The sequence below is a fragment of the Streptomyces sp. NPDC091280 genome (assembly GCF_044768565.1).
In the GTDB taxonomy this organism is placed as follows: Bacteria; Actinomycetota; Actinomycetes; order Streptomycetales; family Streptomycetaceae; genus Streptomyces.
Genome location: NZ_JBIVUZ010000004.1, coordinates 110360 through 128746, shown reverse-complemented (window position 1 = coordinate 128746; position 18387 = coordinate 110360). Strand labels below are relative to the sequence as shown.

The 18387-nt window shown below is 71.5% G+C and carries 17 protein-coding genes; 9 read left to right on the top strand and 8 right to left on the bottom strand.

Annotation, left to right across the window (positions count from 1 at the left end; genetic code table 11):
- Nucleotides 1-117: 117 nt before the first annotated feature.
- The 3 genes from ACIQPR_RS13940 to ACIQPR_RS13930 all read right to left on the bottom strand — a co-directional run bounded on the left by ACIQPR_RS13940 (nucleotide 118) and on the right by ACIQPR_RS13930 (nucleotide 4078).
- Nucleotides 118-1290, bottom strand: a complete 1173-nt coding sequence (locus ACIQPR_RS13940) for a damage-control phosphatase ARMT1 family protein (RefSeq protein ID WP_403646756.1) — start codon at nucleotides 1288-1290, stop codon at nucleotides 118-120.
- A gap of 22 nt (nucleotides 1291-1312) precedes the next feature.
- The gene (locus tag ACIQPR_RS13935; RefSeq protein ID WP_403646754.1) at nucleotides 1313-1960 is read right to left on the bottom strand and encodes a ScbR family autoregulator-binding transcription factor; all 648 of its coding nucleotides are present in this window, start codon (nucleotides 1958-1960) and stop codon (nucleotides 1313-1315) included.
- Between the two features lie 306 nt (nucleotides 1961-2266).
- Complete coding sequence (locus ACIQPR_RS13930; RefSeq protein ID WP_403646751.1) at nucleotides 2267-4078, bottom strand: S8 family peptidase; 1812 nt, start codon at nucleotides 4076-4078, stop codon at nucleotides 2267-2269.
- Nucleotides 4079-4413: 335 nt separating this feature from the next.
- On the opposite strand from ACIQPR_RS13930, the gene ACIQPR_RS13925 reads away from it, so the two are divergent.
- On the top strand, nucleotides 4414-5364 hold the full coding sequence (locus ACIQPR_RS13925; protein WP_403646750.1) for a lytic polysaccharide monooxygenase: 951 nt from the start codon (nucleotides 4414-4416) through the stop codon (nucleotides 5362-5364).
- Nucleotides 5365-5422: 58 nt separating this feature from the next.
- Here ACIQPR_RS13925 and ACIQPR_RS13920 read toward each other — a convergent pair whose 3' ends face one another.
- Nucleotides 5423-6076, bottom strand: coding sequence for a Tat pathway signal sequence domain protein (locus tag ACIQPR_RS13920; RefSeq protein ID WP_403646747.1), 654 nt, complete (start codon nucleotides 6074-6076; stop codon nucleotides 5423-5425).
- Nucleotides 6077-6799: 723 nt separating this feature from the next.
- On the opposite strand from ACIQPR_RS13920, the gene ACIQPR_RS13915 reads away from it, so the two are divergent.
- Both ACIQPR_RS13915 and ACIQPR_RS13910 read left to right on the top strand, forming a co-directional pair.
- Complete coding sequence (locus ACIQPR_RS13915) at nucleotides 6800-7483, top strand: DUF6230 family protein (protein WP_403646745.1); 684 nt, start codon at nucleotides 6800-6802, stop codon at nucleotides 7481-7483.
- The gene (locus ACIQPR_RS13910) at nucleotides 7483-7929 is read left to right on the top strand and encodes a DUF6114 domain-containing protein (protein ID WP_403646743.1); all 447 of its coding nucleotides are present in this window, start codon (nucleotides 7483-7485) and stop codon (nucleotides 7927-7929) included. The genes ACIQPR_RS13915 and ACIQPR_RS13910 overlap by 1 nt, the downstream gene beginning before the upstream one ends.
- Nucleotides 7930-8021: 92 nt before the next feature.
- Here the strand turns inward: ACIQPR_RS13910 and tatA are convergent, their stop codons facing one another.
- The 3 genes from tatA to ACIQPR_RS13895 are packed head-to-tail and all read right to left on the bottom strand — an operon-like array spanning nucleotide 8022 to nucleotide 11143.
- Nucleotides 8022-8276 (bottom strand): Sec-independent protein translocase subunit TatA, encoded by a 255-nt coding sequence (tatA, locus tag ACIQPR_RS13905; RefSeq protein WP_403646740.1) that lies wholly within the window; start codon nucleotides 8274-8276, stop codon nucleotides 8022-8024.
- Between the two features lie 31 nt (nucleotides 8277-8307).
- Entirely contained in the window at nucleotides 8308-10800 is a 2493-nt protein-coding gene (locus tag ACIQPR_RS13900; protein ID WP_403646738.1) for an HAD-IC family P-type ATPase, read from the bottom strand.
- Nucleotides 10790-11143 (bottom strand): ArsR/SmtB family transcription factor, encoded by a 354-nt coding sequence (locus ACIQPR_RS13895; RefSeq protein ID WP_403646735.1) that lies wholly within the window; start codon nucleotides 11141-11143, stop codon nucleotides 10790-10792. Before ACIQPR_RS13895 ends, ACIQPR_RS13900 begins: the two co-directional genes overlap by 11 nt.
- A 141-nt stretch (nucleotides 11144-11284) precedes the next feature.
- Here ACIQPR_RS13895 and ACIQPR_RS13890 point away from each other — a divergent pair, with 141 nt between their 5' ends.
- The 6 genes from ACIQPR_RS13890 to ACIQPR_RS13865 all read left to right on the top strand — a co-directional run bounded on the left by ACIQPR_RS13890 (nucleotide 11285) and on the right by ACIQPR_RS13865 (nucleotide 16890).
- Complete coding sequence (locus ACIQPR_RS13890) at nucleotides 11285-11740, top strand: tellurite resistance TerB family protein (RefSeq protein ID WP_403646732.1); 456 nt, start codon at nucleotides 11285-11287, stop codon at nucleotides 11738-11740.
- Between the two features lie 334 nt (nucleotides 11741-12074).
- Nucleotides 12075-13094, top strand: a complete 1020-nt coding sequence (locus ACIQPR_RS13885) for a substrate-binding domain-containing protein (RefSeq protein ID WP_403646729.1) — start codon at nucleotides 12075-12077, stop codon at nucleotides 13092-13094.
- A gap of 39 nt (nucleotides 13095-13133) precedes the next feature.
- The gene (locus ACIQPR_RS13880) at nucleotides 13134-15482 is read left to right on the top strand and encodes a nitrate- and nitrite sensing domain-containing protein (RefSeq protein WP_403646726.1); all 2349 of its coding nucleotides are present in this window, start codon (nucleotides 13134-13136) and stop codon (nucleotides 15480-15482) included.
- Between the two features lie 11 nt (nucleotides 15483-15493).
- A complete protein-coding gene (locus tag ACIQPR_RS13875) occupies nucleotides 15494-15925 on the top strand; it encodes a roadblock/LC7 domain-containing protein (RefSeq protein WP_266773724.1) in 432 nt (143 codons plus the stop codon).
- A 1-nt stretch (nucleotide 15926) separates the two neighbouring features.
- A complete protein-coding gene (locus ACIQPR_RS13870; RefSeq protein ID WP_403646723.1) occupies nucleotides 15927-16286 on the top strand; it encodes a DUF742 domain-containing protein in 360 nt (119 codons plus the stop codon).
- Nucleotides 16273-16890 carry a GTP-binding protein gene (locus tag ACIQPR_RS13865; protein ID WP_403646721.1) on the top strand — a complete coding sequence of 206 codons (618 nt, stop codon included), beginning with the start codon at nucleotides 16273-16275 and terminating at the stop codon, nucleotides 16888-16890. Before ACIQPR_RS13870 ends, ACIQPR_RS13865 begins: the two co-directional genes overlap by 14 nt.
- On the opposite strand, the gene ACIQPR_RS13860 is transcribed toward ACIQPR_RS13865, so the two are convergent.
- Nucleotides 16871-18373: a M81 family metallopeptidase gene (locus ACIQPR_RS13860; protein ID WP_403646718.1), complete on the bottom strand. Its 1503-nt coding sequence runs from the start codon at nucleotides 18371-18373 to the stop codon at nucleotides 16871-16873. The two genes, ACIQPR_RS13865 and ACIQPR_RS13860, sit on opposite strands and share 20 nt — an antisense overlap.
- Between the last annotated feature and the right edge of the window lie 14 nt (nucleotides 18374-18387).

Genomic DNA, 18387 nt, shown 5'->3' with positions numbered 1-18387 from the left:
GCTCGCGAAGACGTGGTCAAAGGCCAACTCCTCTGCTCTGAGGGCGACTTGAAGGACCCCGTCCATCTCCTCGTCCCGGTCGGGCCGCAGGCGGTGCGGGGACACCCCGTTCACCCTTCACCCCTTCACCTGGATCAGCGCGTGGGTGCCGCCCGTGCGCCAGCGCTGTTCCTCCGCCGCGACCAGCGCGGCCACCGTGTCGGCGTCGAGGCCGGTGATCACATCGGACTTGAGGGTGCGCAGGGCGGCGACCGGGCCCGGGAAGGCGGCGGTGACGTCGGCGAACGGCGTGGTCGGCGCCCAGCGCCGATCGCCCACCAGGCGGCGGTAGTTGAGGTCGCCCTTCACGATCGTCAGGGTGGCCGCGGCGAACTCGGCGCGGAGGTCGGCGGGCATCTCGGCGTACGGCAGCGGGGCGCAGGAGAAGGCGTGGGCGCGGACGGTGAGGCGGCCGTCCGCCATCGCCGACCAGAGGCGGTGGCCGTATGCCGCCGCCGCGCCCGGCGCCCCGGTCAGTCGGCGCACGGCGTCGATCACGTCGGCCGTGGTGGCGTCGGAGACGTAGTACGGGTGGGGCTTGATGTGCAGGACGGCCCGTTCGACGCTTCCCTGGTCGAGGAGGTGGGCGATCAGCAGCAGGTCGGGGATGAGTTCGCGGCCCGCGTTGTCGGCGACGAGGCAGAGGGTGCCGGTGCCGGACAGGAGTGACCACAGCCGGTCGCTGTCGTCGGCCACCAGAGCCGGGACGGGGGCCCGCGAGGCCGACCCGGTGGCGGAGAGGCGGAAGCCGAGGTCCGCGCGGTTGCCCCAGAGGGAGCCGTGCAGCAGCGCCCGCCCGCGCTCCTGGGGCGTCTTTCCTTCCAGCGCGTCGAGGGCGGCGAGTTCCTCGTCGGTCTCGGGTGCGTCGAGTTCGGCGCGTTTGAAGGGGCGGAACGGGTCGATGCCCTGCCAGGCGCCGGGGCCGAAGTAGCCCACGGCGCCCAGGAGTCGGCGGTAGAAGTAGCTCTCGGACCAGAGCCAGGGCACGTCGTACCAGGACTGTCCGGCGTACGCGTCGGTGCCCCAGGCGGCCCACTGTCCGTGGTCGGGGGCCTCGGCGGGGAGCGGCTGGATCGTGCCCTCGGCGCAGTTCTCCAGCAGGGCGTCGAGGGCACGGTGCTGCGCGGGGCCGTAGGGGAAGGCGTCGCGGACCTGGCGGATGATCGCGGGGTGCCGTTCGGCCAGCACGCTGTGCGGGAACGAGCCGGGCTCGTCGCCGAGGAGCACGGGCGCGGCGGGGGTGTCGGGCATGCGGCTCACCGTACCGGGCGGGTCAGCCGGCGCCGATCTCCCGCTCCAGGCGCGCGGCGAGGCTGAGATAGCGGGCGCGGCGCGGGACGGGGACCACGCCCCGGATCACCAGGTGCCACATCTCGGCGGTCCTGCGGGGTTGCAGGGCAACCGGTTCCAGGGCGCGCCCGATGACGCGGATGCCGACGAACAGACCGATAAGGGTGCGGGCGACGGCGTCCACGTCGATGTCGGGGTGGGCGTCGGCCTCCGCGACCGCGCCGGCGAGTTTGCGGGCGGCGATGTCGAACCACTCCGTGAAGGGGTGCCGCATCGGGGGCCGTACCTCGATCTCCCCCGCGGCGAGCCGGAGTCCGGCCCGCGGGATGGGGCCTTCGACGGCAAGCCGGGTCATCCCGAAAGTGACACGTATCAGCGTCTCCAGTGAGGAGTAGCCCCGGCTGTCCATGTCCCTGGTCATCTGGCGGGAGGCCTTGGCCTGTAGTTCCAGGATGGTGTGGGCGAGGTCTTCCTTGGCCGCGAAGTGGAAGTACAGGGCGCCCTTGGTGACTTGGGCGTGGTCGACGATGTCACTGAGGCTGGTGGACTCATAGCCCTGCCGGTCGAACAGCTCGGCGGCGGCCGTGATGATCGTTGTGCGGGTCTGCTCGGCCCGTAGCTGCCTCACCATCGACTGAAACACTCCCGTTAAGGAAAAAACAACGGCCCATGCCGTTTTTTGTTACCCCCTGTACACAGTAGCTCACCGTCCGACGGCTTCCGCCTCGTCCCCGAAGACCACCAACAGCCCTCACGTTCCCATCACTTGCACCTCTCTGTCACCCCGACCCCGACTCTTGACCACTTTCGGTGTCTGTGGCACGTGTCAACGACCGTTCTCGGCCACGCGAACGACCGGCCGCCCCGGAGGGGCGCCGGTGCGGGCGCGCCTCTCCTTACGGGTCGGCCGGTCGGTTTCTGTGCGTGACCTGTGGGTTCAGAAGGTGAGCTGCCAGCTGTTGAGCGTTCCGGTGTCCTGGGCGGCGGTGTCCTGGATCCGCAGCTTCCAGGTGCCGTTGGCGGTCTCGCCGGAGGCGTCCACCGTGTAGGTGGTCCTGACGTCGTCGGCGGAGTCCGAACCGCTCGCCGCCTTCAGCCGGTAGGCCGAGCCGTCCGGTGCGACCAGGTCGAGGACGAGGTCGCCGCGGTAGGTGTGGGTGATGTCGACGCCGACCTGAAGGGCCGAGGGCGCGTTGCCGCTCCGGCCGGTGACGGCGATCGAGGACTCCACGGCCGCGCCCGCGTCGGGGATCGCGACGGCGGTGGTGCTGGAGAAGGTGGTCCCCGTCGTCGTACCGCCGCCGCTCACGGCCTGGACGGTCTTGGCCGCGTCGGCGAGTCCCGCTCCGCAGCCGCCGGAGCAACTGCCGGGCAGGGCACGGGCGTTGGCCTTGATCGCCGCTTCGATCTGGGCCGGGGTGAGCGCCGGGTTCGCCGACTTCATGAGCGCGACCAGGCCCGCGATGTGCGGGGTGGCCATGCTGGTGCCCTGGTAGTAGGCGTACGACTCGGTGGACGGCGTCCTGGTGCCGGAGTTCAGCGTGGAGTAGATGCCGTTGGCGGTGCCGGTGCTGGTCTGGCCGCCGGGGGCGGAGATGTCCACGCCGGAGCCGTAGTTGGAGTACGAGGCCTTGGCGCCGGCGCGGTTGGTGGCGGCGACCGAGATGACGCCCGCGCAGTTGCCCGGCGAGTGGTTGGCGACGTTGTCGTTGTCGTTGCCCGCCGCCACCACGACCGTGGTGCCCCGGTTGACGGCGGCGGTGATCGCGCTCTGGGTGGCCGAGGTGCAGGCGCCGTCGCCGCCCAGGCTCATGTTGATGACCTTGGCGATGTTGCCGTTGGCGGGGACGCCGGAGACGGTGCCGCCGGAGGCCCAGGTGATGGCGTCGATGATGTCGGAGTCGTAGCCGCCGCACTTGCCGAGGACGCGCAGCGGGGAGATCTTCGCGCCGTAGGCGATGCCCGCGATGCCCTTGCTGTTGTTGGTGACGGCGGCGATGGTGCCGGCCACATGGGTGCCGTGCCAGGAGGAGTTGGCGGCGGGGATGCCCGTGCCGCACTCGTTGGCGGCGTAGTAGTCGCCGGGGTCGGCCGGGTTGCTGTCGCGGCCGTCGCCGTCGACCGAGACGGCGGTGTCGGTGATGAAGTCGTAGCCGGCGACGATGTTGGCGGCGAGGTCGGAGTGGGTGACGTAGCCGGTGTCGATGACGGCGACGGTGACGCCGCTGCCGGTCGAAGTCGGCCAGGCGGCGGGCACGTTCATGCCGGCGGTGGCCTCGAAGAGGTCCCACTGCTTGGCGTACTCGGTGTCGTTCGGGTCGGCCTGCGGGGTGTTCAGGCGGTCCGGTACGACGTAGGAGACCTGCGGGTCGGCCCTGAACTCGGCGATGACGTCTGCGACTTCGGTGGTGCTGCGGGCGTCGCCGAGGCCGACGAGGGCGGCGCCGGTGCCGAGGCGGCGCTGAAAGTCGACGTCCGCGCCGGTCTCCTTGCCCTTGGCGGTGGCGTCGGCCGCGGCGGCCTGGTTCGAACTCGCCTCCGCCGCACCGGACTTGTAGCCGACGATGAGGCGCTGGGCGAGAGTGCCGGGGGCCGCCTCGGTCTGGCCGGACAGGGCCGGGGCGGCGGTACGGGCGGTGGGTTCCTGGGCGACGGCGGCCGAGGTGGCCACCGTGGCGAGAAGGGCCGCGGAGGCCGCGGCGACGGATATCAGGGTCCGTCCGGTGGGGAATGCCGTGGGAGTGCGCAAGGGCTTGCCTTTCGTGGCCTGACTCCGGGCAGCGCGGAGCGGCGGTCGATTCGCTTCGCCGTCGAAGCGGAGGGGGGGTCGATCCGAAGAGCGCCGGGCGCGGTCAGCCGCCTCACCAGGGGTGGCCTGTGGGTCAGCTGTGGTCAAACGATAGGCAAAGAGAAGGTCATACGGATACGGGGGAAACCCTCGGTCGGGCCGGAAACCGCCCTCGACATAGGCCGGTTGACCGATCCGCCCCGGTTCGCGGCAAGGGTTCGCGGGCTGAACGCGTGGGGCCCGGCGGCCGTATGAGACGGACAGACCGTTGCCGCCCGGCCGAGGAGACGTTCCGGATGTCCCGGATGACCGCACATCGCACCGCCATGGCGGGCGCCGCCCTGGCCCCGCTGCTGCTCACCGTCTGGGCGGCCGGTCCGGCGCAGGCGCACGGGGCGCCGACCTATCCGGTCAGCCGGGCGTACGCCTGCTCGCCGGACGGCGGCGGCGCGGCCTCGTCGGCGGCCTGCAAGGCGGCCGTGGCGGCGAACGGAGGACCCTTCACGTTCTGGGACAACATCCGCGTCCCGAACGTCGACGGGCGCGACCGGCAGCTGATCCCGGACGGGAAGCTGTGCAGCGGTGGGCTGTCCGACTACAAGGGGCTCGACCTCGCCCGCGCCGACTTCCCGTCGACGCGGCTGACTCCGGGGGCGAAGCTGACGATGACGTACAAGTCGACGATCGAGCACACCGGCACGTTCAAGTTGTATCTGACGAAGGCCGGTTACGACCCGTCGAAGCCGCTCACCTGGTCCGAACTGCCGACGCAGCCGTTCGCCGAGGTGACCGACCCGCCGCTGACGGGTGGCGCGTACCGCATCAAGGCGACGCTGCCGACCGGCCGGACGGGGCGTCAGATGGTCTACACGATCTGGCAGAACAGCAGCACGGAGGACACGTACTACTCGTGCTCGGACGTGGTGTTCCCCGGGGGCTCCGCCGGCGCCGCCCCTTCGGCGACGTCCACGAAGGGGACGGCCGGATCGAAGGGCGGGACGGCGAGTCTGTCGGCCACGCCCAAGTCCCCTACGGCCGCGGCGACTTCGGCAGCGGCCACGGCGTCCGGCGCGGCGCAGAAGGCGTCCCCGGCGGCGGAGAGCACCGCGCCGGGGAGCAGTCCGGTGGCGTCCGACATCGACACCTCTTCGGGCGGCCCTTCGGCGCCCGTGCTGGCGGGCGGCGCCGCCGCGGTGCTGGTGCTCACCGGGGGCGCCGCCCTGGCCCTGCGACTGCGCCGACGCTGAACTCGGCGCGTACAGGCCCTACTTGATCCTTGTGCTGCTTACTTGATCCTTGTGCTGCTTAGTTGGTGTAGACCGCCGCGCCGTTGTCCGTCACCGGGGCGTACTTCGCGGTGAAGTAGCCCGCGCTGAAGCACAGGGAGGAGCCGGAGGACTTGGTGAAGGCCTGGTTGGTGAAGTTGATGCTGGTGTCGGTGTTGCTGGAGGTGCCGGACAGGCTGGCCGCCTGGTAGACGCAGGTGATGCTGCCGAGCAGGGTGGTCAGCTTGACCGTGGTCTGGATGGTGGAGCCGCTGGCCGGGGTCACGGTCAGGGTGCCGTCCGAGGCCGCCGCCGTGGTGTACGGCAGGTTGTCGACCGTGATGCTGGAGACGCCGAGGACACCGAGCACGTTGCTGGTGCAGCTGCTGCTGTCGAAGGTCTGCGCGGAGACGGATTCGGTGGCGGTGCCCGGCGCGGTCGGGTTGTCGGTGACGGTCGCGGTGAACTGCGACGAGGTGCACTTGATGCCGCTGGTGCCGGTCGAGCTGGAGTACAGGGTGGCCGAGGTGCCGGAGGACAGCGGCGCGGTCAGCACATCGCCGACGGCGACGGCGGTACCGCCGAGGCTGCCGGTGGTGAGCACGGCGGTGCCGTCCGCCGACGCCGGGACGGTGAAGGGGAGGGTGAGCGCGGCGACGGAGCCGACGAGGGTGAGGACGGTGCGAGTGCGCATGCGGGTGTACCTCTTCTTCCGAAGTGGAGGGTCGAACCGGGGGGTTCTTCTTCTTGGGGGGTGGGGGAACTGGGGGACTTCCACGGTGGGGCAACTGGGGGTTGGGGAGCGCGAGTTCGCCGTCACCGGCCCGTGACGCCTTCTCCGTACGCGACGGGCCGGCAACGGCGGCCGGCCGGGAACCGGCCGGAGGCCCACGGGGGTTGGAGGCTTCCGGCCGGGCCGGGCGGTGGGGCGGACGGCACGGACCAGGGGGGAAGCGGCCGTGCCGGGCCGCGGGGGTGCGGACTCTGGGACAGCGAAGTGCCCCTGTGGAATGGGAAGTCCGGGAACGCGGCGACTGCCGCGTGCCGGATCCGGCGCCACGGATCCGGCAAACAAGGGAGAGTTGTAGACCTGAGTGTCCGTCAACGTCAAGACGTGCAAGCCAAGTTGATGCGTCGACCGGTAGGCCGGTCGGGATGCGGTCATGGGCTCCGCGAGATCTTCGACAGGGCTTGCCTCACAGGTGGCACATCATCAACACTCTTTTTCCACAACTCTCTTGACCCTCGAATGTAACCCCCGGTAACTTCCTCGACGGCTACTGCTGCGTAACCTGAAAGCCCTTGCACCCGCCGGGAGTTGCGAGGACGGCTGCGCCGCACTCGCTGTCCGCGCCAGGACAACGCGCCACATTGGATACCGACTCGCGTTGAACCAGAGCAGCACATGGGAGCAGACATGGCTTCACCCTCGGACGCCAACTCGTCCGCAGGCAACACCCCCGAGAACCCGGGAACCGGTTCCGCACCGGAGACCGCCGAGGTTCCCGAAAGACGCGGTCAGGTCCGACTGCGCCGCGCCGCGGTGATGGCGGTGCCGGCCACCCTGGCCGCCGCCGCCCTCGGGATTCTCACCGCCCAGGGCGCCCTGGGGGTGCAGTTCTCCATCTCGGGCATGCCGTTCACGGTCACCGCCAAGTCGCTCGACGGCACCGGCTTCGAGCAGTTCGGCGACCTGGACAACATGATCCCGAACAGCCCGAACGCGGGCGACACCGGCGGTCAGGTGCTGGTCATGACCTCCGCCATCAAGAGCGCCACGCTCGACAGCCTCTGCCAGAGCGTCGACCTCGGCGGCATCAACCTGCTGATCAAGGCGGGCAGCGGCTCGACGAAGGTGACGGCGAGCGACCTCACCACGGACTCGACGGAACTCTCGGGTGACGCCGCGTTCACCAACATCGAGATCGGCAACGACGCCAGCACGCTCACCAAGGCCGGCGTGCAGGGCAAGAAGGGTGTCTTCAGCCAGCAGTCCGACACCGTGCACATCGACAACCTGCGGCAGACCAACTACGCCACCACGGCGGGTGTGTTCAAGCTGCCGGGCCTCAAGCTCAGCTTCAGCGACTCGGGTTGCTGATGTCCGACAACCTGTCACGGCAGGGGATGCGGCCCGCCTTCAGAAGTTGGCGGGCCGGCCGTCCGTTCTGGGGCGGGCTGCTGCTCGCCCTGGGCGGCGCGGAGATCCTGCTCACGGAGAAGGTGTCGCTGAAGGTCGCGATGCACATCGGGATGCAGGGCATGACGGGCTACCTGCTCCCCGTGCTGATGCTGCTGGTCGGTCTGCTGATCCTGTTCAGCCCGAGCCAGCGGCTCTTCTACTCGATCGTCGGGGTCCTGTGCACGCTGGGTTCCTGGCTCACCTCGAACCTCGGCGGCTTCTTCGTCGGGCTGCTGCTGGGCGTCGTGGGCAGCTGCCTCACGTTCGGCTGGCTGCCGGACCAGGAACCGCGCTCCGAGCGCCGGCGCCGCAAGCGTGAGGCGAAGTCGGCCGCCACCAGGACGGAACTCCAGCACCAGGCCTGAAACCCGGGCCACAGCACGCGTCACGCCCCGGCAACCGCCGGGGCTCGACGCATGCCCGCGCTGCCGTCGGTACGCGGTCGCGGGCGGTCCGGTCAGTGCGCGGTCGCGGGCGGTTCGGTTCCGGTGGCCGGCTGGGACTCGGTCGAGGTGCGCACGGCGGTCGGCTCCACGGGGACCGACTGCGCCGCGTTGCTCTCCTCCTTCATCGCCTTCGCCTCGCTCTTGAGGATGCGCATCGACTTGCCCAGCCCGCGCGCGGCCTCGGGGAGCTTCTTCGACCCGAACAGCAGGATGACGACGATCGCCACGACCAGCAGGTGCCATGGTTCCAGTCCGTTCCGCAGCATGATCTCGCCCTCTCTTCCCTGACGACAGTTGCTATGTTGCGCAACTGTACAACCCGCGGGTGGATCGCAGACCCCTCAGGGCGAGGGCGTACAGACCGAGCACGGCCGCGAGCAGCAGGTAGTACGGCAGCGGGAGCCCCGTCATGCCGAGCGCCGCGCCCGGCGGAGTGAGCGGCAGCAGCAGCCCCACGGCGGCCAGGACGGCCGCGGCCCACCCCACCGGCCCCGGTCCGCCGCCCTCCGCGAGGCTCCGGCCGGTCCGCAGCAGCAGCATCACCAGGGCCTGGGTGAGCAGGTTCTCGGTGAACCACGCCGAGTGGAACAGCACCTCGTCCTCCATCGCGTCGGGACCGCGCAGCGCGAGCGCGAGGACCGCGAAGGTGGCGAGGTCGGCGACCGCGTTGAGCACCCCGAACCCGGTGATGAACCGCAGGAACGCCCGGGGCCGCAGCTCGGTCGGGCGGCGCAGCGCGGCGGCCGGGGGCCGGTCGTGGGCGAAGGCGAGCTGCGCCAGGTCGAAGCAGAGGTTCTGGGCGAGCACCTGGGCCGGGAGCATCGGCAGGAACGGCAGCAGCAGACCGGCGGCGAGCATCGCGATGACGTTGCCGAGGTTCGAGGAGAACGTGACCCGCAGATACGAGGCGATGTTCGCGCTGCTGTGCCGGCCGGCCGTGACCGCGTGCCGGATCGCGGTGAGGTCCTTCCCGGCGAGTACGACGTCGGCGGCCTCGCGGGCCACGTCGACGGCGGCGCGCGGGGCGATCCCCACGTCGGCGGCGCGCAGCGCGGGCACGTCGTTGAGGCCGTCGCCGAGGAAGCCGACAGTGTGTCCGGCCGCGCGGAGGGCGGCCACCGCGCGGGCCTTGTCCTGAGGGGTGCGGCGGGCGGCGACCCGCACCTGCCCGGGGTCCAGTCCCAGGTCCCGGCAGACCCGGGCCGCCGTGGCGGGATGGTCGCCGGTGAGGATCCGTATCTCGACGCCCAGGTCGGCCAGGGCGCGCAGGGCCGCCGGCGCGGCCGGGTCGACGGCGTCGTGGAAGGTGACCAGGCCCCGGAAGGTCAGTCCGCGTTCGTCGGCGGAGGTGTACGCGCTTGTGCGGGCCGAGAGTTCGGCGGTGGCGACCGCCAGCAGCCGCAGCCCGGAGCCGGCCTCGCGGGTGGCCAGGGCGAGCAGCCGGTCGCGTTCGCCGGGCGCCAGCAGGCACCGTTCCACGACGTCCTCGACCGCGCCCTTCACGATCAGGGTGTGCGTCCCGAGGGCGGCGCCGCGCACCACGGCCGAGGCGAGCCGCCGCACCGGGTCGAAGGGCACGGCGGCGATCCCGTCGTACCGCTCCCCCACCGGCCCGGCCGCCGTCAGCAGTGCTTCGTCGAGGGCGTCGGGGACGGGGGCCTCGGCGAGTTGGAGGGTCCACCAGGCGGCGGTGGCGGCGCGGTCGAGGACGTCCGGGTCCTCGCGGCCGTCCGGACCGAGGGCGCGCTCGACGACCGGGCGGTCCTGGGTGAGGGTGCCGGTCTTGTCGAGGCAGAGCACGTCCACCGCGCCGAGGTCGTGCAGGGCGGGCAGCCGTCTGACGACGACGCCGTGCGTCCGGGCGAGCAGCGCGGCCCCGCGCGCGAGGCAGGTCGTGACGATCACCGGGAGCATCTCGGGGGTCAGTCCCACGGCCACCGCGACGGCGAACGGCAGCGTCTCCAGGCCCCGGCCCCGCAGGGCCGCGTTGGCCATCAGGACCAGCGGGGGCGTCAGCAGCATGAAGCGGATCAGCACCCAGGAGACACCGTGCACGGAGCGGTCGAAGGCGCTCGGTCCGCGGCGCGCCGGCTCGCTGTGCGCGGCGGCGAACCGGGTCCGCGCGCCCGTCGCCAGGACGACGGCGGTGGCGCTGCCCGAGACGACCCCGCTGCCCTGGAAGCACAGGTGCGGCTGCGCGAAGGGCCCCTCGTCGGCCGCGCCGGGCAGTTCCGCGGCGGCCTTGGCGACCGGCGCGGACTCTCCGGTCAGCGCGGCCTGGTGCACGGTCAGTCCGCTCGCGCGCAGCAGCCGTAGATCCGCCGGGACGAGGTCGCCGGAGCCGAGCCGGACGACGTCGCCCGGGACCAGCTCGGCGACCGGTATCTCCCGGGCCCGCACCGGCGCCCCGGCCTGTGTGCGGCGCAGGACGCAGGCGGTCGAGCCGACCAGCTCGCGCAGGTCGTGCAGGGCGCGGTCGGCCCGGTGCTCGCCGCCGGCCCGCAGCACGCAGCTGACCGCGACAAGCGCGAGGATCACGGCGGCGGTGCCCCAGGAGGCGACGAGCGCGGAGACCAGGCCGAGGCAGAGCAGGACGACGGTGAAGGGGTCGCGCAGGCCGCGCAGGAACAGGCGGTGCCAGGGGGTCGTGCGGCGTTCCGGGAGGGTGTTCTCGCCGGTCGCCGCGAGCCGGGCGGCGGCCTCCGGGTCGGTCAGTCCGCGCGGGCCGGTGTCGAGGTGCCGCAGCGTCTGGAGCGGGGTGTGCCGGTGCGCGGCGGCGTCAGAGGTCACGGAGTCGGGGGGCGGGTACGTCGCGGTCGGCGCGGTCGGTGAGGCGGGCGACCGCGAGCCGGACCACGTCGACCACGTCCGGGTCGTCGACGAGGTAGACCTGACGGCGGCCCTCGCGCCGGGAGCGGACCAGGCCGGCGAGCTTCAGTTTGGTCAGGTGCTGGCTCACGGCGGGCAGCGCGCCGCCGACCCGTTCGGCGAGGGCGGTGACATCGCTCTCGCCCTGGGCGAGCGCCCACACGATGTGCAGCCGCGCGGGCGAGGCGAGCAGGCCGAAGGCCGCGGCGGCGTCCGCGAGCACGGCGGCGGACGGGTCGTCGGGGCCGCGGCCGAGCGTGTGCACCGTCCTCGCCTCCCGCCCTGGCCGTTGCTTTCGTACGAGCCGCCCCAGTCTAGGGGGCCGGAACTTCTCCCTGGTCCGGGGAGTTTCCACGGTGTCGCAGACACGGATCTGTCTACGCCTGACTACACATATGGAGTGCGCATGGCCCTGTGGGACCGCTTCAAGGAGTCCGCGTCGACGATGCAGACCCAGCTCGTGGCGAAGAAGAACGACCTGAAGAGCGGGGCGTTCCGCGACGCGAGCATGGCGATGTGCGCGCTGGTGGCCGCCGCCGACGGCAGTGTCGATCCCTCGGAGCGGCAGCGCGTCGCCCAGCTGATCGCGAGCAACGAGGTGCTTCAGAACTTCGACGCGATGGACCTCCAGCGCCGCTTCGACGAGAACCTGAACAAGCTGACGGCCGACTTCGCCTTCGGCAAGGTCAGCGTGTTGCAGGAGATCGCCAAGGCCAAGAAGAAGCCCGCCGAGGCACGGGCCGTGATCCAGATCGGCATCGTGATCGGCGGCGCGGACGGCGACTTCGACAAGACCGAGCAGGCCGTGGTCCGCGAGGCCTGCTTCACCCTGGACCTGCCCCCGCACGAGTTCGACCTCTGACCGGCCCTCGTCCGGACCGCACCAGAAACCCCCGACACCCCACGGACCGCGGCCGGATCGCCGCGGTCCTCGGCGTCCGGGCGTGGAACGCGGCTCTCCGCGCCTGATCTCCCCCACATCCTTACGACGTCTGTCCCCAACTTCCTTACGACGTCGAGATGATCACAATGCGGCAGCAACAACTCACTGCGGGTCGCTGCTCACTTGACTACCAGCGCTCACACACGATTGGCTCCGGCCCAGCGGGAGTCACCCGGTCGGCGCACCTCTTACGGCTCCGGGCGCACTCTCCCCGTCCCCGAGCTCGGCCGCACAGCGAGGTGCCGCACCCCCCATGACCACTCCTCCCCCACCTCACGCCCCCTTCCGTCGCATACACGGCACGGCGCTGACCGGCGCCGTCGCCGTCTGTCTGCTGCTCGCCGGCTGTTCCGGGACCGGTGGTTCCGGGTCCGGGTCCGGCGCGGGCGCGGCCGGTGCCGCGGGCAGCGGGCGGCTCAAGATCGCCATGGTCACCCACGCGGGCAAGGGCGACGCCTTCTGGGTGCTGGTGAAGAAGGGAGCCGAGGCCGCCGCCGCCAAGGACGGTGTCGAGCTGACCTACACGAGCGACCCGGACGCCACCGGGCAGGCCGAGCTGGTGCGGGACGCGATCCGGGACGGGGTCGACGGCATCGCGCTGACGCTCGCCAAGCCGGACGCGATGAAGGCGCCGATCGCCCAGGCCAAGTCCTCGGACATCCCGGTGGTCGGCCTCAACTCCGGTATCGACTCCTGGCAGTCGGACGGTGTCCTGGAGTTCTTCGGCCAGGACGAGAGCGTCGCGGGCCGCGCGGTCGGTGAGAAGCTGGACGCCCTCAAGGCCAAGCACGCCCTGTGCGTGATCCACGAGCGGGGCAATGTCGCCCTGGAGGCGCGCTGCGCGGGCGTGAAGAAGGCGTTCACCGGCGAGACCGACATGCTCTACGTCGACGGCACCGACATGAGCGGCGTCTCCGCGGGCGTCACGGAACGCCTCAAGCAGGACCCGAGCATCGACGAAGTGGTCACGCTGGGCGCCGACTTCGCGCTGTCCGCGGTCAAGGCCGTGAAGGCGGCGGGCAGCAGCGCCAAGGTCGCGACCTTCGACCTCAACCAGGACCTGGTCAAGGCCGTGCGGAGCGGGGACGTACAGTTCGCGGTCGATCAACAACCGTATTTGCAGGGCTATCTGGCCGTGGACTCGTTGTGGCTGTACAAGACCAACGGCAACATCAGTGGCGGCGGGGTGGCTCCCGTGCTCACCGGCCCGGCGTTCGTGACGAAGACGAACGTCGGCGCGGTCGCGAGGTTCGCGGCCAACGGAACGCGCTGACCGGACACTTCGTACGAGGATGTAGCGAGGAAGACCACGATGTCTCCACGGACGGGTGCCCGGCGCCGCGTAGGGTCCATACGACTTTCCCTGATCCTGCTCGCCCTGGTGCCCAGCGTCACGCTCGCCGCCATGTGGGGCGTGACCACGACCCAGATGTTCACCGAGGGGCTGCGGCTGCGCTCGCAGTCGGAGCTGAGCAGATCGACCGGCGCCATGGGCACCGAGGCCGCGCTCGCGCTCCAGCAGGAGCGCAGTCTGTCGGCGGCCTGGCTGGCCTCGCCGCACGGTTCACGCGCCGCGCTGGACGCGCAGCGGGTGAGCACGGACAAGGCGGTGGCCCAACTCGTGGGCCAGTCCGGGGCGATCAAGAAGGCGCCGATGCGCGTCAAGGACCGGATGTACTCGGTCGTCGCCTCGGTGGGCAGCCTGGAGTACTACCGGGACCAAGTGGACAAGCTCACCGACATCACCGCCCAGCAGGTGCTGGACCACTACACCGAGATCATCGACGACCAGATCCAGGCCTTCCAGCAGCTGTCCCAGGTCGACGACGGCGACCTCACCTCGCAGGCGGAACCGCTGGTCGCGCTGGAGCACGGGGCGGAGCTGGTCTCCCAGGAGGACGCGCAGCTGACCCTGGCGTGGCGGTCCGGCCAGTTCGACGCCAAGGCGTGGGAGCAGTTCGCGGAACTCGTGCACGCCCGGCGCTGGTTGGTCGAGGACCAGATCGCCACCGCGTTCCAGGGCAGCGCCAAGACACAGATCGAGCAGGTGCTGCAGAGCCCGCAGTGGAGCACCCTGGAGTCCGTGGAGGACCGGGTGCTCGCGGCGGGTACGGCGCACGGCGGGACCACCGACCGGATCGCGCTGCCCGACGAGCAGAAGCAGTGGAACGCCGCGCTGTCCGAAGTCGCCACCCAGTACACGAAGTTGATCAGGCAGCAGACGGACGGGCTGCTGGACCGCAGCTCCGACAAGGCGCACAACCTGCTCGTCACCGCGGCCTCGCTGAGCGCGGGCGGACTCGCCGCGCTGCTGCTGTGCGTCGGTATGTCCTGGCGGATCACCCGCTCGCTGTCCCGGCGGCTGCGCGGTCTGCGGATGGCCACGCTGAGCCTGGCCGAGGACCGGCTGCCGGACGTGGTCGCCCGGTTGAACCGGGGCGAGAAGATCGACGTCGAGTCGGCGACCCCGCCGCTGGACTACGGCGGCGACGAACTCGGCCAGGTGGCCCAGGCGTTCAACACCGCGCAGCGCACCGCCGTGCACACCGCGATCGAACTCGCCGACACCCGGCGGGGGTTCCAGAAGGTCATCCTCGGCATCGCCCGGCAGAGCCAGAACCTGGTCAACCTCCAGCTCACCAAGCTCGACCAGCTGGAACGCCGGCACGACGACCCCGAGGTGCTGCGCGGTCTGTACGAACTGGACTCCACGGCGAGCCAGTTGCGCCGCTACGAGGAGAACCTCGTGGTCATCAGCGGCGAGCAGCCGCGGCGCAGCTGGACCGAGCCGGTCGCCCTGATCGACATCCTGCGCAGTGCCGTGGGCGAGGTCGCCGAGTACCAGCGGGTGGAGGTGCACACCGAGGAGGAGGTGTGCCTGGCGCCGCCCGCGGTCGCCGACGTGATCCACCTGCTGGCCGAGCTGATCGACAACGCGACGGTGTACTCCCCCGCGCCCAGCCCGGTCGGTGTGCGGGCCGCGATGGTCGCCAAGGGACTGGTGATCGAGGTCGAGGACCGCGGCCTGGGCATGTCGGACGAGGACTACGCCTCGCTCAACGAACAGCTCGCGGTGGCACCGAAGTTCGACGTCGTCGCCCTCGCCGACGATCTGCGCCTGGGCATGTTCGTGATCGCCCGGCTCGCCACCCGGCACGGTATCGCGGTGACCCTGCGCTCCTCGCCGTACGGCGGCACGACCGCGATCGTGCTGATCCCGCACGAGATCGTCGTACCCGAGCCGCTGGACGAGCCGCTGCCGCTCGCCGCGAAGGACGCCGACGAGGCCGTCGTGGTGGAGCGGGTGGCCGCCGCGGCCGGGCCGGCGGCCGGGGCACCGCTTCCCGCGCCCCGGGCGCTGCCCGCCGTTCCCCCGGCCCGGTCCGCCGAGGCGCCGGTCGCCGCCGATCCGGGCGGGCTCGCCCCGTTGCCGCGGCGGGTGCCGCAGACCAGTCTGGCCAGTGAGTTGCTGGAGGAGGCCGGACCGGCCGAGGCGGACGGGGAACTGGAAGACTTCACCGCGGAACGTGCGGCCTCCTCGCTGGCCGGATTCCAGCGCGGCACGTTCCAGGCGCGAGACTCCGTCGACGACGACGCGCCGTCGCAGTACGAACGGGAGGAAGCAGCCGCCTCCTCGAATCCGCCCGCCGACCGCTCATGAAGGACCACGCCATGACACGTCCCGTGCCTGCCACGCACACCCAACTCGACCAGTTGCTCACCGGACTCGTGGACCGGGTGGCCGAGGTGAACCAGGCCGTCGTGCTGTCCGAGGACGGCCTCGTCGTCAGCAAGTCCACCGGGTTCCTGCGCGACGACGCCGAGCGGCTCGCGGCCACCGCGTCCGGGCTGATGAGCCTCAGCAAGGGCGTCAGCATGGACTTCCGGGGCGGACCGGTGCGCCAGGCGCTGATCGAGATGGCGAACAGCTATCTGATCCTCACCTCGGCGGGCCCCGGCGCCCACCTGGTGGTGCTGACCGGTCCCGGCGCGGATGTCGGCGTCGTGGCCTACCAGATGAACATGCTGGTGAAGAAGATAGGCGAGCATCTCAGCGCCGCGCCGCGGGCGGGCGTCGGCCCCGCGGCCGGCTCCGGCGAGTGAGGTGAGCGGTGGCGACGCGGCGGGACGGCTGGTCCGGCCGTTCACGCTGACCGGTGGCAGAACCCGGCCCAGCCGCGCCGATTTCACCCTCATCACCACGGTCACCGCGGTCGACCCGCCGCCCGTGCGGGCGCCCCGGCCGCAGCCGGAGCAGTCCCGCATCCTGCGGCTGTGCGCGGAGCCGCTGGCGGTGGCGGAGGTCGCGGCCCTTGTCGACCTTCCGGTGAGCGTGGTAGTGATCATGCTCTGCGACCTGCTGGAGGCGGGCCTGATCACGGCCCGTCCGCCGCACCCGGTCTCCCGTACCAGCCCGGACATGGACCTGCTGCAGAAAGTGAGGGAGGGCCTTGGCCGGCTCTGACACCATCGCTCCGGCACCCGCGCCGCCCGAGACGGTCAAGATCCTGATCGCGGGGGGCTTCGGCGTCGGCAAGACCACCATGGTCGGTTCGGTGAGCGAGATCGCGCCGTTGCGCACCGAGGAACCGCTCACCTCCGCGAGCCTGGCCGTCGACGACCTCGACGGCATCGAGGAGAAACGGGCCACCACCGTGGCCCTGGACTTCGGCCGCATCACCATCGGCCAGGACCTGGTGCTCTATCTGTTCGGCACCCCGGGCCAGCAGCGTTTCTGGTTCATGTGGAACGACCTGGCGCTCGGCGCGCTGGGCGCGGTGGTCCTGATCGACGTCCGCCGCCCGAAGTCCAGCTTCGCGGCCGTCGACTTCTTCGAACGCCGGGGCATCCCCTTCGTGGTGGGCGTGAACGGCTTCTACGGCGAGCACCCGTATCCGGCGGAGGCGGTCCGCGACGCGCTGGCGCTCCCGGAGGACGTGCGGGTGCTGCTGTGCGACGCGCGGGAGCGCGACTCGTGCCGCAACGTACTGATCGCGCTGCTGGACCAGTTGATCGAGGCAGCCGCCGAGGGCGGCGCGGGCGGCGGGCTCACTCGTCCGCCCCGCTGAGCGGCCGGTCCCAGCCGCCGACGAGCCGCGCCGTGAGGTCCGGCTCCGCCATGTCGGGGTCGAAGGGGAACATCGGCCGCCGGATGCGGTGATGACCGAGCCGGACCAGGTCCTGGTCGACCCCGCCCGGGGTGAGGGCCATCTTCCAGCCGGCGGCCATCGCGAAGAGTTCCGGTTCGAGGTAGCCGATCTTGACGAGCACGATGTCGGCCGCGCGCGGTGCCAACTCCAGTTCGGTGAAGTCGTGTTCGTGGTGGTACGGCTTCCGCAGCCGGGTCAGGACCACGTACACGCTGCCGACCCTGAGGACCACCTCGGTCTCGGCGTCCCGGTCGCCGTGGCGGACCGCGTGCACGACACCGGTGAGGGTCAGCGGGGGCGCGTGCCGGTCGTCGACCTCCGCGCCGGCGGTGACGGTGACGGTGGCGCCGACACCGGCCGCCGCGGCCGTGTCCACGGCTGCCGGTCCGGGCAGCGAGGCGTAGATGACCGTGGGACCGTTCTCGTCCTTGAACTCCGGTCGGGCCAGGACCTGTTGGAGGCCCCAGGTGACATCGCCCGCGCCGCCGGCGGTCGGGTTGTCGCCGGTGTCGCTGATGAAGTACGGGCGGGCGGGGGAGGCGAGTGCTTCGTCGAGGCACTCGGTGAGGGTGCCGGTGGGGGCGACGAACGCGAAGTCGTGCCGGGCCGCCCAGAAGCCGCGCGCCAACTGTTCGGCTCCTGCGGTGACTTGGGCGGTGGAGGGTCCCGTGACGACGACCGCGGCCCGGTTGCGGGGCTCGTCGGCCCATGCGTAGCCGACCCAGATCGCCGCGTCCGTGACGCCGTCCCTCGCCTCCACGTCCGCCACGGCGGCGTAGACGCTCTTCGCGGGTTCGATACGGGTGGAGGTCTGCTCGCCCGCGAGGAGCACGGGGACCGGGATCCACGCCTTGACCGGGCGCGGGGCGCCGCTCGCCAGGAGGTCGACGAGGTTGCGGGCGGCGCGTTCCTTGGTGTCCATGGCGTCCTCGTGCGGGGCCATGCGGTAGCAGGTGATCAGGTCGCAGGCGTGGACCAGCGCGCGGGAGACGTTGCCGTGCAGGTCCATCGAGGCCGACACGAGGGTGTCCGGGCCGATGGTCTCCCTGACGCGGGTGAGGAGCCGGGCCTCGGCGTCGTCGACGCCCTCCACCGTCATCGCGCCGTGGATGTCGTACCAGAGGCCGTCCAGGGGTCCCAACTCCCTGAGCCTGGCGATGAGTTCGTCGGACAGGGCGGTGAAGGCGGCGGCCGTCACCGTGCCGCCGGGGAGTGCCTTGCCGACGAGGGCTCCGCGCCAGTCGGCGGCTTCCCGCAGCGGGGTGCCGGGGGCGAGGAAGGGGTAGCGGGTCAGCACGTCGGCGCCGCGCTGGGGGTGGAAGGCGGGGGCTTCGGTGCGGGCCGGGGAGAAGGTCGAGGACTCGATGCCGAGGCCTGCGATCGCGATGACGGGACGGGACATGGCTCCTCCGGGAA